The organism is Streptococcus sp. 1F3, from assembly GCF_054968985.1.
Map to the genome: position 1 here is coordinate 1 of NZ_JBUEQR010000090.1, position 13,385 is coordinate 13,385.

Consider the following 13,385-nt stretch of genomic DNA (forward strand, 5'->3'; position numbering starts at 1 on the left):
TTGAAAACTTTAAAAAACGCATTTTGATTGCTTTAAACGTAAAGAAAGAGAGAACGAAGTTCGTCCTCTCACGATGTTAGCTTTTCATCAACCCACTACAGTTGACAAAGAGCCTTTTTTTGTAGCTGTAGTATAGGGGAACAATTCCATGGGACACTTGCTAATATACTCATTTAGTTTAACTTTTATTACTTCGACGATTGTGGAAACTTCGTTTCCTTATTTCCAACTTCCAATCATCTTTTAGATGATTGGAACTCGCTTTGCCGTACTCTACGATTGTTACTGACTATCGTCAGTATGATTTCCAACCTTCAACAGTCCTTAGACTGTTGAAGCAGCCTGCAGCTCCTTGCCTAGTACTAAAAGTAAACGAAACAACTATATTCTTTAAAAATCAAAAGGATCCTTCGTCAACTTGCCTTGGTGAAGGCCCGTTCTACCTTGGGCTTCGATTATAAGGAATGAGCGGTGCTACTCTCATTTCCAACCTTTCACCATTCTTAATTGTAAAAGCTAGTCTACTTTTGATTTTTATTGAATATAAGAAAATTGCTATACTCTTTGAATATCAAACTCAGATTTTGTTGATTTGATGAGGGAAAAGTTCCCGTAGAGTTTTTCAGCCTGTTTTTCATAGACTCTATTTATGGTATGAAAGGGCTATAAGATGTAGTAAAATACCTCAAAACACTTGCAAACACAAATGTTTTGAGGTAAAATAAAAATAGCTTTAAAATTCGAGTATATGGATGAGACGAACCCGATAAAGTACTGGAGGTGGGAGACTTGAACAAGATAAAATGGCTCATGATTGCATTAGTAGTGATGTTAGGAGGGTGTCAGATGAGCCAAACGGAAACAATGAGTAAAGAAGGGCTTAGGAACGAACAAAATCGAATGGTGGAGTTTGTTGCTACACATTATGAGGATATTCAAAAAGTAGAATTTACTGAGATGGAAGAAAATAAAATGACAGGTGCTTTTGATTTTTATGCAAAAATAAATGGAGATATCATAGTTGATTTTACATTATGGGGTCAAGATGGAGAAATAACCATGAGTGAGCGTACATCTAGAAATAATGGGAGGCTGCTCATTAAAAGAAGTTCGGTTGCTCAATCTAATGTACAAAGTGAGATTGATATTACTTATCTGGAGGAATGGAATGATAACTGAAAAAGAATATAAGCAAATAGCTCACGATGTTTACAATGTTGATGTAAAGAAGACAAAAAATTCATTACAAAAATATGATATTGTTGTAGACGGCAAATTCATCGTCCTCAAAACAGAAGACAATCCCCATAATGGCATGCAGGCTATGGCGATAGCACCGATAGCAGGTTATGATTGGCATTAGAGGGCTTTAAATGGGATTTTTTAGTTATCAATAATGACATAACTGTAGGGAGGTAGGAATTTGAACAAGATAAAATGGATAATCATTACACTAGTAGTAGTGATGTTGGGAGGGTGTCAGATGAGCCAAACGGAAACAATGAGTAAAGAAGGGCTTCGAAAAGAGCAGGAAAATATAGCGTTAGACGTAGTGAAGAGATTCGAAGGAGTAGAACTAATAGAATTTGGTGAAATAAAAAAATTTGCTAAAACTGGGAGTTATTCTGTGGTTGTGACTGTTAATTCTGAAAGTCAATTACATTTTACCTTCTATGATTTTAATGAGGACGATTATACTGTAGGTTGGCAATCATCTGAGTTTCACCTTAAACCAAGAACTGTTGAAGTAGACAATGTTAGTCTTGAAAATATAAAGGTAATTTATTGGAGTGTAAAATGAGTTTTTCAGAAAAAGATTATAGAAATATTGCTGACGAAGCTTATGCTGTTGAAAAAGGGGGTAGATTACTATTATGTGGAAGATTCCGTATTTTCTACATCAAATAAAAGTTTCATCGTCCTCAAAACAGAAGATAATCCCCATAATGGCATGCAGGCTATGGCGGTAGCACCGATAGTAGGTTATGATTGGCATTAGAGGGCTTTAAATGGTATTTTTTAGTTATCAATAATGACATAACTATGGGGAGGTAGGAATTTGAACAAGATAAAATGGATAATGATTGTATTAGTAGTAGTGATGTTAGGAGGGTGTCAGATGGGAATGGATAATATTGATTACCAGAAAGAGGAAAATAGAGTTGCTAAATATTTTATTAATCATTATGAATTAAGTAGTGGAGATACGATAGAAAAAATTGAGTTTGTAGAATTTGAAAAAAATCAAACATCAGGATTTTGGAGAATTACAATTTTAGTAAATGAAGCATATAATATTTCATTTAGCGAGGAAAATATTGGTGATGAACTTTCTGCTGGGGGATATTATCCAAATGAATTTAAATATTTTTCACATAGGGAAAATAGCAAAACTATAGATAATATTGAAATTATTTATTTGGAGGATTCACAAAAATGATAACAGAGAAAGAATACAATTCGATAGCTAATGAAGCATATAATGTTGATTCAGGAAAGACCTTATCTCCATTAGAGAAAGATAAAGTAATCTTCAATGGCAGTTTCATCGTCCTCAAAACGGAAGACAATCCCTATAATGGCATGCAGGCTATGGCGGTAGCACCGATAGCAGGTTATGATTGGCATTAGAGGGCTTAAAATGGGATTTTTTAGTTATTAATAATGACATAACTATAGGGAGGTAGGAATTTGAACAAGATAAAATGGATAATCATTACACTAGTAGTAGTGATGTTGGGAGGGTGTCAGATGAGCCAAACGGAAACAATGAGTAAAGAGGAGCTTAGGAATGAACAAAATCGAATGGTGGAGTTTGTTGCTACACATTATGAGGATATTCAAAAAGTAGAATTTACTGAGATGGAAGAGTATGTTTTGCCAGGCTTCTACTCATATTCAGCAACTTTAAACAATGAGATAAAAGTATCATTTACTGTAGGTAAAAATGACAATAAGATTTCTTTAAATATACTAAGTTCAAAAAACAATGGGAAAAGATTAACAAAACTTCAGGAACCTTTGGAATCAGTAGATACTAAAACAATTGAAATCGTTTATCTGGAGGAGCATGATGATAACTGAGGAAGATTACAAGATTATTGCTGAAAATGCTTATTTAATTGAATCGGGTAACTTAATAAAGAATGATGAGATTGCAAGTAGTAAATTCATCGTCCTCAAAACGGAAGATAATCCCCATAATGGCATGCAGGCTATGGCGGTAGCACCGATAGCAGGTTATGATGGGGACCAGCCCCTTCCTGATTACAGTCAGGTGGTCATTGCCTATGCAGGGACTAATTCAGGAGATATAAAGGACCTTGCTACAGATGCTAATCAAATTGGTATGGGGCTGGAGTCCACTTCTCTTCCTTATCTGAATGGCTTAGCGTGGATTGAGGAGGAAGAGACGCAGTTTGAAACAGCTGTGGATTTTGCGCTTGAAGTGCAAAAAGAGGTTCTTGCCAAAGACCCTAATGCTACCATTACAACAACAGGGCATTCGTTAGGGGAGTCTGAAGCAATCTATGTGGCACTCAAGCTACAACTTGAAAATGTGGGTTTTAATGGACCAGATATCCATAATCTTATTTCCGATGAGGAAATTGAGTACATGCAGACTCATAAAGAGCAGTTTTTGAATTATCGAAACAGCTTTGACATCATTGGAAATATTACGGGCAATAAAACCGGGGTGGCCATTTATCCTGATATGGATGAACGAAATGTGACGCAATCAAAGGAGCAATTTTCAAAAAAGGGTCTGCTCCCAGCAACGACAGATGCAGCCTTGGATTACCATAGTTTGAACTCTTGGAAGTTTAATAATGCAGGACAGGTGGTGGATGAAAATGGCCAAGTTGTGACTAAAAATAAGAGTAGTGTCGTCACCTTTCATAAAAAAACCTTAGCTACTATCGCGCAAGTACAGTCTGAAATGTCTTCAACAGCTACCTTAGCCAATAGTCTATCTAGCAATGGATTAACGGGTAGTGAAAGAATATACCTAGATGCAGTTCAGGCTAAGGCGGTTGCCTCAGGGATTTCTTCGGTAGTTGAAGCAGGCAATGAGCAAGTCATAGCAGAAAGTGATGCTGCAATCGATGAAGCTAAAAATCTCTATACGACCTGCCAAACGGGACCCTGGTGGGCATATTTATTATCGAATGAGGAAGTGGAGCAGGCCTATCATGAAGGTGGAGCTACTTATGAAGTGATGATGACAGCTGTAAATGATCTATTTGAAAAGAAAAAGCAACAGTCTAGCACACTTACAGATACCTTCATCAGTCTACAAGCCAATATAACCACTTCTTTTGAACAATTGGAAGAAGCAGATGGGGAATTAGCCTCTTTGGTGAATCTATATGGGACTATTTGATGAAGCACAAGCGGTGATTACAAAGTTACATCTAGAACAGGAAAGATTAGACGATGATTATCGCATAAGAAAAACAGAAATTGAAAGAAGAGAAGCGTGTTTATCTGACTTATTTGTGAGCTTTCAGCACACTTTGGATTCCCAATATGAAGAAACACTGAGCTATATTCGGTCAGAATTTGATGCAATGGATTATTCAGAGGTGCTTGGTCAGCTAGACCAACAATTTCAACTGTATTATGAATACAACGAGCAGGCTTTCCGTGCACATTTCGATAAGGTAGTAGCACAAAGGGAAGAGCTTGAGGCTGAGTATAAGGTCACCACTCGGGAATTAGAGGATCGTTTAGACCAAGCCTATATGGACAGACGTAAGGCCGATGAAAAGGAAAGAGAATTGGAAAGGAGAATGGAGTCAAATGGATTTGTTTGATGCATTCACTTGGATGTCAGATGCCTATGAAGCGCTTGCTGATGGTGGGGAAATGGTAGAGGGTGCCGTACTTCAGTTGCAAAAATCACTTCAATATAATGCCATTAAATTAACAGCAGGATTAAAGGTCAGTCAAAAGGAAGAGCTCGTTGAAAAACATCAAAGGGTCATTCAATCCTATGCTTCTATGACCAAGTCCCATATTCAGACCATTTCTGATCAGTTACTTCCCAGTATTGAGGGGCAATTTTCAAAAAGGATTGAAGAGACCATTCAGCTAAAAGCCTTAGAGTATGACAACCTTTAATTTGTCAGCACTTGAATGAAAGGGGAGGGACTTCAATTCCAAGTAGTTTTGTGAGATACTCATTTCGTTTACCTTTTATTCCTTCAAGGATTGTGGAAACTCCGTTTCCTTATTTCCAACGAGACTAGTTTTTGCCCAGCCTCAGCAACTTTTAGTTATACTCTTTAAAAATCGAAAGGATACTTCGTCAACTTGCCTTGGTGAACGCTCGTTCTACCTTTGGCTTCGATTATAAGGAAATTAGCGGTGCTACTCTCATTTCCAACCTTTCACAATTCTTAAGTGTGAAAGCTAGTCTACTTTTGATTTTTATTGAGTATTAGCTTTTTGATTTTCTTTGAGTATGATTTTATAATCGTTCGGAAATGGAATGAAAAAATAGTTATTTTATAGAATTGATAGATAAAAACGAATGATTTTGGTACAATATCTTTATAAAATACGTTTTTAGAGGTGTAGAGATGAGGTTATTGGTTGTTGGTTCAGGTGGTCGTGAGCATGCAATTGCAAAGAAGTTGTTAGCATCACCCAGTGTTGAGAAGGTCTTTGTTGCACCGGGTAATAGTGGAATGATAACAGACGGTATTGACTTGGTCAATATCAATATTTCCGAACATTCTAGGTTGATTGCATTTGCGCAAGAAGAAAGGATTGACTGGACCTTTGTAGGTCCAGATGATGCCTTGGCGGCAGGTTTGGTCGATGACTTTGAGGCGGCAGGCTTGCTGGCTTTTGGTCCTAGAAAAAATGCGGCAGAGCTGGAATGGTCTAAGGATTTTGCCAAATCAATGATGGTGAAATACGGTGTGCCGACAGCAGGCTATGAGACTTTTTCTGATTTTGAAGCAGCAAAAGCTTACATTGAAGAGCAGGGAGCCCCTATCGTTGTCAAGGCGGACGGTTTGGCACTAGGAAAAGGTGTTGTGGTTGCTGAGACGGTGGGAGAGGCGATTGCTGCAGCGCATGACATGCTTCTTGACAATAAATTCGGAGATAGTGGTGCGCGTGTCGTTATTGAAGAATTTTTGAGCGGTGAAGAATTTTCTCTTTTTGCCTTTGTGAATGGTGAGGATTTCTACCTCATGCCGACAGCACAGGACCATAAGCGGGCTTTTAATGATGATAAAGGTCCCAATACGGGTGGTATGGGAGCTTATGCTCCAGTTCCTCATCTGCCAGCCAGTGCCCTTGATCAGTCGGTAAGAGAGATTATACGACCTGTCCTAAAAGGAATGATAGCTGAAGGTCGTCCCTATCTTGGGGTTCTTTATGCCGGCTTGATTTTAACAGCAGAGGGTCCCAAGGTCATTGAGTTCAATGCTCGATTTGGAGATCCTGAAACGCAGGTCATTCTCCCACGTTTGACATCTGATTTTGCAGAAAATATCACGGACTTATTAGCAGGAAAAGTTCCTGCATTTACATGGTTAGAAAAAGGTGTGACCTTGGGGGTTGTGGTCGCAAGCGAGGGCTACCCCTTGGAGTATGAAAAGGGTGTGCGCCTGCCAGCAAAGACGAGTGGAGAGATTGAAACCTACTATGCAGGTGCTAGCTTCAATGCGGATCAAGAACTGGTCTCAAATGGTGGTCGTGTCTATATGCTCGTCACTACGCAGGAGACTGTGTCACAGGCGCAAACAGTCATTTATCAGCAGTTGGAAGAGCAGGATACGACAGGGATGTTTTATCGGACAGATATTGGAAGTAAGGCGAATTAATAAGGAGAGAATATGACACAAATACATGTATCGCTCATTATGGGATCTATCTCGGACTGGGCAACCATGAAAAAGGCAGCACAGATCTTAGATGAATTTGGTGTAGGTTATGAAAAGAAGGTAGTATCTGCCCACCGTACCCCTGACTTGATGTTTGAACATGCAGCAAGAGCTCACGAACGAGGAATCAAGGTCATTATTGCAGGAGCAGGAGGAGCTGCGCATTTACCGGGAATGGTGGCAGCCAAAACCACCTTGCCGGTTATCGGAGTACCGATTCAATCACGTGCCTTGAGTGGGCTTGACTCACTTTACTCTATTGTGCAGATGCCGGGCGGTGTGCCTGTTATGACCATGGCGATTGGAGATAGTGGAGCGACCAATGCAGGTTTATCTGCTGTGCGGATTTTGGCACTTGAAAACCCTGATTTACACAGAAGGTTAGAAGCATTTGCACAAAAGCAAGGAAAGATTGCAGAGGAGTCCAGCCATGACCTTATCTAAGACCATTGGAATTATCGGTGGCGGACAGCTAGGGCAGATGATGGCGATTGCAGCGATCTACCGTGGGCATAAGATCCTCACGCTTGATCCAGTAGCAGATTGCCCAGCCTCCCGAGTGAGTGAGGTCATCGTGGCAGACTATACAGATGTGGAGGCTCTGCGTACTTTGGCAGAACGTTGCGATGTGCTGACCTATGAGTTTGAAAATGTGAATGCGAAGAGTTTAGATATGGTGGCAGACAAGGAACTTCTACCTCAGGGAACAGATCTACTGCGGATTGCCCAAAATCGGATTGCTGAAAAAGCCTTTTTGACGCAGGCAGGTGTAGCCTTAGCGCCTTATCGGGTAGTGGCATCTAGTCTTGATTTGGCAGACTATGATTTTTCTACAAGGCGTGTGCTAAAAACGGCAACAGGTGGCTATGATGGTCATGGTCAGGTGGTGATTCGTGATGAAGAAAGTCTTGCACAAGCAAAAGCATTGGCAGACCAAACAGACTGTGTTTTGGAAGATTTTGTGTCCTTTGATATGGAAATTTCTGTCTTGATTTCAGGAAATGGTCGAGAGTTGACCGTCTTTCCTGTTCAAGAAAATAGTCATCACAATAATATTCTCTCTAAAACCATTGTCCCAGCTCGCATTTCTGACCAGCTCGCTCAAAAAGCGATCCAAATGGCTCAAAAAATTGCCACAGACCTGCAACTTTTTGGTACACTATGTATAGAGATGTTTGTGGCAGGTGATGTGATTCTTGTAAATGAAATCGCTCCTCGCCCCCATAATTCGGGGCATTATAGTATAGAGGCCTGCAACTTCTCCCAGTTTGACACCCATATTCTGGGGATTTTAGGTAAAGCCCTGCCAGAAATTCAGCTCCATGCTCCCGCTCTTATGCTCAATGTCTTAGGACAGGATATGGAAGCAGCAAGAGCCTTTGTTGCACAACACCCACAGGCCCACCTCCATCTTTACGGCAAGGCAGAAGCCAAGTACAACCGCAAAATGGGACATGTGACGATGGTTGGGGAAGATGTTGAGAGTGTGGAGGATTGCTATTTTTGATAGGCTTTGTATTAAATTAAATTTAAAAGTTAAATGAAAAACGATAGGGTTATTTAGGCGAAATCATTTTTATAATTTAGGAGAGTTTGTAGAATGATGTATCAAAAATATATATTTAAAATTGATAATAAGCAACTTTTTTCAAATAAGAATGTGATAGCAAATAATTTGTCTCAGAATCCAGATTTATTGAGAATAGAATTAAACAATGATGAAGGCTTTGCTTATTTTGGATCATATAAGGTAGCTATTCAAATTATTTTTCACGAAAATTTTCAAAATAACTCTCAACGTTTTCCAACAGGTATTGTAAAAGTTACGTGTTCTGATATTTTAGAATTGGAAGAATTTGATAAAATTTTCCGTCAGATAGCACATACTGAACAACGTTTTAAAAAATTTAATTGTATTTATGATGGAATTAGTGAGTATTATTCTACAAAAATTTATGCAGACTTACATAAAATTGAACGCAAAACAAGAGAATTATTAAAAGAACTTTTTTATCTTAGTGATGATAGTGGGGAATTGAAAGAACATCAAGCATCTATAGATGAGATGGATGGACAAGATTTTACTTTCAATAAACTAATTGATAAAATATTTCAAAAAGATGCTAGGGAATCGGATGATTTATTGGAGTATATACAGAATTGTATAGAGACTAATACTGTTCCGAATGAGGAAATTCTCCCAAAAAGTTTATGGGAAAAATTACTTGGACGGTTAGAAAAGGAAAAAAGTCAAGGAAGTACTATTAATGAGTTGTTAACTAATATTCGACATATTCGGAATACGGTAGCACATTGTCATAAATTTGTTCGTAACCAGTATGATGATTGTGAACAAAAAGTAAAGGAATTGAGTCAGCAAATTGATAGAATAATAGAATCAATGGAGAAACTGAGCTTAAGTGATGATATTTCTAAAGATATTATAAGGCTCAGTAATCATATACAGTCTGATGGTGATGATCTTAAAAGATCCTATTTCACAGAATTTGAACTATTTGAGAAGGATGTTATTGCCAGATTCGGCTCTGGTCACTTATCAGATGAGTATAAAGAGCGGTATCGATTTTACCATGAATTAGATAGTAAAACTGATGATGAAATTACTGTTGAAATAGAAAAGTTAGCTGATATTAATAATGTAGATAATCTATCTAGCAGGGTTGATATAAATAAGGTGGACGATTTGACGATAATTGTTCCTGCTCAAGAAGAAGGCTTTAATGAGGCGTTCTTAGGTCAGAGTGAGTGGTATGATATTCGAATCGGAAAAACGAAGAGAAATAAAATAAAATATATTGCAGCTTATGAGGTTTTACCAATAGGCGGAGTTCGATACTGGGCAAAAGTTAAAAAGATAGTTCCATCAGACAATAAACTAGGATATTGGAAGATTATATTTGATGGAGAAGCTAAACAATATCCTTCTGCTAAAGAATTGGGGGCTACTTATGCTCCTCAAAATAGCCGATATGTATCTAAGGCGGATTTGGATGCTTGTCAGGAATTATCAGAAGTTTTTTAAAAGGAAACAAATGAAATCAAGAATACTGTGTTCTGGAAATTGAATGCGGTTAGAATTCAAAAATAAAAGAAAGGAGTGAGGGTGTTTCCGAGTATTTGAACTCGGGCTAAAAGCGTCGGAAAAAAGATAAACTTCCTTGTGTACAATCACACAGCGTCAGTTTCCTATTTTTCTCTCGCTTTCTTACGCCCTCTGTATCATAAACATGATCGAACGTTATTCACGCCCTGAGATGGCGAATATTTGGAGTGAAGAAAATAAGTACCGTGCTTGGCTTGAGGTAGAAATCTTGGCAGATGAGGCCTGGGCTGAGTTGGGAGAAATCCCTAAGGAAGATGTGGTGAAAATCCGTGAGAAGGCGGGATTTGATATTGACCGTATCTTGGAGATTGAAGAGGAGACGCGCCACGATGTGGTGGCATTTACCCGTGCAGTGTCTGAAACCTTGGGTGAGGAGCGCAAGTGGGTGCACTATGGTTTGACCTCTACGGATGTGGTGGATACGGCTTATGGTTATCTCTACAAGCAGGCTAATGATATTATTCGTGAGGATCTGCGTCGCTTTACGGATATTGTGGCAGATAAGGCGCGTGAGCATAAGTATACCATCATGATGGGGCGGACCCATGGGGTGCATGCGGAGCCAACGACTTTCGGTTTGAAATTGGCGACTTGGTACAGCGAAATGAAGCGCAATATCGAGCGTTTCGAGCGGGCTGCTGAAGGGGTAGAAGCAGGGAAAATCTCAGGTGCGGTTGGAAATTTTGCCAATATCCCACCTTTTGTGGAAAGGTATGTCTGTGAGAAATTAGGGATTCGCCCGCAGGAAATTTCAACGCAGGTCTTGCCTCGTGATCTCCATGCAGAATACTTTGCAGCACTTGCGACTATTGCGACCTCTATCGAGCGTATGGCAACGGAAGTTCGTGGCTTGCAGAAATCGGAGCAACGCGAAGTGGAAGAATTTTTTGCCAAGGGTCAAAAGGGGAGCTCAGCCATGCCCCACAAACGCAATCCGATTGGCTCTGAAAATATGACAGGTCTTGCGCGTGTGATTCGCGGTCATATGGTAACGGCTTTTGAAAATGTAGCCCTTTGGCATGAACGAGATATTTCACACTCGTCCGCAGAGCGGATTATTACGCCGGATACGACTATCTTGATTGATTACATGCTCAATCGTTTTGGAAACATCGTGAAAAATCTGACTGTATTCCCAGAAAATATGAAGCGCAATATGGAATCTACTTTCGGTTTGATTTACAGCCAGCGTGTGATGCTCTCCTTGATTGAAAAAGGGATGACACGGGAAGAAGCCTATGATTTGGTACAACCCAAAACAGCTTACGCTTGGGACAATCAGACAGCTTTCAAACCACTGCTTGAGGCAGATGACAAGGTGACAGAGCGCCTCAGTCAAGCAGAAATTGATGAATTATTTGACCCGTCCTATTATGCCAAACGGGTGGATGACATCTTTGAACGTGTCGGATTATAGACAATGAAAAGGAGGGATAATCCTCCTTTTTGTGATATAATAAAACCATGAATAGAATACTTGATACAGAACAATTAGGGGACGAGGAGTACGTAGAGCGTACCTTGCGTCCGCAGAAATTGAAAGAATATATCGGTCAAGATAAGGTCAAGGACCAGCTGAAAATCTTTATCGAAGCTGCTAAATTGCGGGACGAGGCCTTGGATCATGCCTTGCTGTTTGGACCGCCAGGCTTGGGAAAAACGACCATGGCTTTTGTCATTGCAAATGAGCTTGGTGTCAATATCAAGCAGACCAGTGGACCAGTGATTGAAAAGGCTGGAGACCTAGTGGCTTTGCTGAATGATTTAGAGCCTGGAGATGTCCTTTTTATTGATGAAATTCACCGCTTGCCGATGGCAGTAGAGGAAATTCTCTATAGCGCCATGGAAGATTTTTACGTTGACATTATGATTGGGACAGGGGAGGCTAGTCGGGCAGTGCATTTGGATTTGCCACCGTTTACCCTAATTGGTGCGACAACGCGTGCTGGTATGTTATCCAATCCCTTGCGTGCTCGCTTTGGTATCACATGCCACATGGAATACTATGCCCTGCCTGATTTGACAGAAATTGTCGAGCGGACAGCGGATATTTTTGACATGGACATTACCCATGAAGCGGCGCTTGAACTGGCACGGCGTTCGCGTGGAACCCCTCGTATTGCCAATCGCTTATTAAAACGTGTGCGGGATTTTGCACAAATCATGGGGGACGGTGTGATTGATGATAGTATTACAGACAAGGCTTTGAACATGCTAGATGTCGATCGTGAGGGGCTTGATTATGTCGATCAGAAGATCTTGCGAACCATGATTGAAATGTACGGTGGAGGGCCTGTCGGCTTAAATACGCTATCGGTCAATATTGCTGAGGAACGTGAGACAGTTGAAGACATGTACGAACCCTATCTCATTCAGCAGGGATTTTTGATGCGAACTAGGACGGGGCGTGTTGCGACAGCTAAAGCCTATGAACATCTAGGATATGAGTACATAGAGAGGTAGGATATTGTCGATGAAAAGAGCCTTTATTTGGGATTTGGACGGAACGTTACTGGATTCCTATGATGCGATTTTACTAGGCTTAGAAGAAACGTACCAGCAGTTTGGTGTGCCTTTTCAGCGTGAAGAAATCAAGGCATTTATCTTACGCCATTCGGTGAAAGAGTTGCTCTGTCAATTATCAGAACAAAAACAGATACCGCTTGAGGAGTTAAATTTTGTCAGAGCCAATTCCCTGCGTGAAAAAAATGCCCAAATCTGTCTGATGGAAGGGGCGCGAGAGGTTCTTGACTGGGCTCAAAAGGCAGGAATAGAACAATTTGTCTATACCCACAAAGGAGATAATGCCTTTGCTATTTTAGAGGAGTTGGGGCTATCCCGCTATTTTGTAGAAGTGCTGACGGGTGATTCGGGATTTGCAAGGAAGCCTCATCCAGAAGCGATTACTTATCTTATAGAGAAGTATAATCTATCTCAGGAAGAGACCTATTATATAGGAGATCGCCTGCTTGACGCCCAAACAGCTCAGGCGGCAGAAATCAAGAGCTTAAACTTGAACATTGACACTTCTCCAACCAATACTCATATTGATTGCCTTCTCGCAATAAAAGGGATTTTTGGTTAAGGTTTGCTTAAGTTTTCTTTTCTATAATCATCTTATTCTTTTTCATAATACCCTCCTTATTATCGAGCAGGTCTTAGAACCTTGCTCGATTTTTTGTAGTATAATGAATATATGATGACGGAAGAAGAATAAAAAGAGCATTTGCTAGCTGATAGAAAAATGGGCTCTTTGTCAACTGTAGTGGGTAGATGAAAAGCTAACACCTAGAGAGGACGAACTTGGTTCTCTCTTTCTTTACGTTTAAAGCAATCAAAATGCGTTTTTTAAAGTTTTC

The 13,385-nt window shown here is 40.0% G+C and carries 17 protein-coding genes; all 17 read left to right on the forward strand.

The genetic code is table 11. The annotated features are described in order from the left end of the window. Window positions 1-846: 846 nt before the first annotated feature. The 17 genes from ACVPON_RS08280 to ACVPON_RS08360 all read left to right on the forward strand — a co-directional run bounded on the left by ACVPON_RS08280 (window position 847) and on the right by ACVPON_RS08360 (window position 13,111). Entirely contained in the window at window positions 847-1,179 is a 333-nt protein-coding gene (locus ACVPON_RS08280) for a hypothetical protein (protein ID WP_462878156.1), read from the forward strand. Beyond that, the gene (locus ACVPON_RS08285) at window positions 1,169-1,363 is read left to right on the forward strand and encodes a hypothetical protein (protein ID WP_462878157.1); all 195 of its coding nucleotides are present in this window, start codon (window positions 1,169-1,171) and stop codon (window positions 1,361-1,363) included. Before ACVPON_RS08280 ends, ACVPON_RS08285 begins: the two co-directional genes overlap by 11 nt. Before the next feature lie 120 nt (window positions 1,364-1,483). Then, the gene (locus ACVPON_RS08290; RefSeq protein ID WP_462878158.1) at window positions 1,484-1,801 is read left to right on the forward strand and encodes a hypothetical protein; all 318 of its coding nucleotides are present in this window, start codon (window positions 1,484-1,486) and stop codon (window positions 1,799-1,801) included. A gap of 42 nt (window positions 1,802-1,843) precedes the next feature. Then, window positions 1,844-1,999 (forward strand): hypothetical protein, encoded by a 156-nt coding sequence (locus ACVPON_RS08295; RefSeq protein ID WP_462878159.1) that lies wholly within the window; start codon window positions 1,844-1,846, stop codon window positions 1,997-1,999. Between the two features lie 120 nt (window positions 2,000-2,119). Further along, entirely contained in the window at window positions 2,120-2,440 is a 321-nt protein-coding gene (locus tag ACVPON_RS08300; RefSeq protein ID WP_462878160.1) for a hypothetical protein, read from the forward strand. Beyond that, the gene (locus tag ACVPON_RS08305; protein WP_462878161.1) at window positions 2,437-2,631 is read left to right on the forward strand and encodes a hypothetical protein; all 195 of its coding nucleotides are present in this window, start codon (window positions 2,437-2,439) and stop codon (window positions 2,629-2,631) included. Before ACVPON_RS08300 ends, ACVPON_RS08305 begins: the two co-directional genes overlap by 4 nt. 120 nt (window positions 2,632-2,751) lie before the next feature. Further along, a complete protein-coding gene (locus tag ACVPON_RS08310) occupies window positions 2,752-3,084 on the forward strand; it encodes a hypothetical protein (protein WP_462878162.1) in 333 nt (110 codons plus the stop codon). Continuing rightward, window positions 3,071-4,384: an alpha/beta hydrolase family protein gene (locus tag ACVPON_RS08315; protein ID WP_462878163.1), complete on the forward strand. Its 1,314-nt coding sequence runs from the start codon at window positions 3,071-3,073 to the stop codon at window positions 4,382-4,384. Before ACVPON_RS08310 ends, ACVPON_RS08315 begins: the two co-directional genes overlap by 14 nt. Then, the gene (locus ACVPON_RS08320; protein ID WP_462878164.1) at window positions 4,371-4,817 is read left to right on the forward strand and encodes a hypothetical protein; all 447 of its coding nucleotides are present in this window, start codon (window positions 4,371-4,373) and stop codon (window positions 4,815-4,817) included. Before ACVPON_RS08315 ends, ACVPON_RS08320 begins: the two co-directional genes overlap by 14 nt. Beyond that, on the forward strand, window positions 4,804-5,124 hold the full coding sequence (locus ACVPON_RS08325) for a hypothetical protein (protein WP_462878165.1): 321 nt from the start codon (window positions 4,804-4,806) through the stop codon (window positions 5,122-5,124). The genes ACVPON_RS08320 and ACVPON_RS08325 overlap by 14 nt, the downstream gene beginning before the upstream one ends. A gap of 461 nt (window positions 5,125-5,585) precedes the next feature. After that, window positions 5,586-6,842, forward strand: coding sequence for a phosphoribosylamine--glycine ligase (purD, locus tag ACVPON_RS08330; RefSeq protein WP_462878166.1), 1,257 nt, complete (start codon window positions 5,586-5,588; stop codon window positions 6,840-6,842). Between the two features lie 12 nt (window positions 6,843-6,854). Further along, window positions 6,855-7,346, forward strand: a complete 492-nt coding sequence (purE, locus tag ACVPON_RS08335; protein ID WP_462878167.1) for a 5-(carboxyamino)imidazole ribonucleotide mutase — start codon at window positions 6,855-6,857, stop codon at window positions 7,344-7,346. Next, window positions 7,333-8,409: a 5-(carboxyamino)imidazole ribonucleotide synthase gene (gene purK, locus ACVPON_RS08340; protein WP_462878168.1), complete on the forward strand. Its 1,077-nt coding sequence runs from the start codon at window positions 7,333-7,335 to the stop codon at window positions 8,407-8,409. The genes purE and purK overlap by 14 nt, the downstream gene beginning before the upstream one ends. 93 nt (window positions 8,410-8,502) lie before the next feature. Then, the gene (locus ACVPON_RS08345) at window positions 8,503-9,945 is read left to right on the forward strand and encodes a hypothetical protein (protein ID WP_462878169.1); all 1,443 of its coding nucleotides are present in this window, start codon (window positions 8,503-8,505) and stop codon (window positions 9,943-9,945) included. 205 nt (window positions 9,946-10,150) lie between these two features. Further along, window positions 10,151-11,443 carry an adenylosuccinate lyase gene (gene purB, locus ACVPON_RS08350; RefSeq protein ID WP_462878170.1) on the forward strand — a complete coding sequence of 431 codons (1,293 nt, stop codon included), beginning with the start codon at window positions 10,151-10,153 and terminating at the stop codon, window positions 11,441-11,443. 47 nt (window positions 11,444-11,490) lie between these two features. Next, window positions 11,491-12,489, forward strand: coding sequence for a Holliday junction branch migration DNA helicase RuvB (gene ruvB, locus ACVPON_RS08355; protein WP_462878171.1), 999 nt, complete (start codon window positions 11,491-11,493; stop codon window positions 12,487-12,489). Between the two features lie 10 nt (window positions 12,490-12,499). Further along, the gene (locus ACVPON_RS08360; RefSeq protein WP_462878172.1) at window positions 12,500-13,111 is read left to right on the forward strand and encodes an HAD-IA family hydrolase; all 612 of its coding nucleotides are present in this window, start codon (window positions 12,500-12,502) and stop codon (window positions 13,109-13,111) included. Window positions 13,112-13,385: the final 274 nt, after the last annotated feature.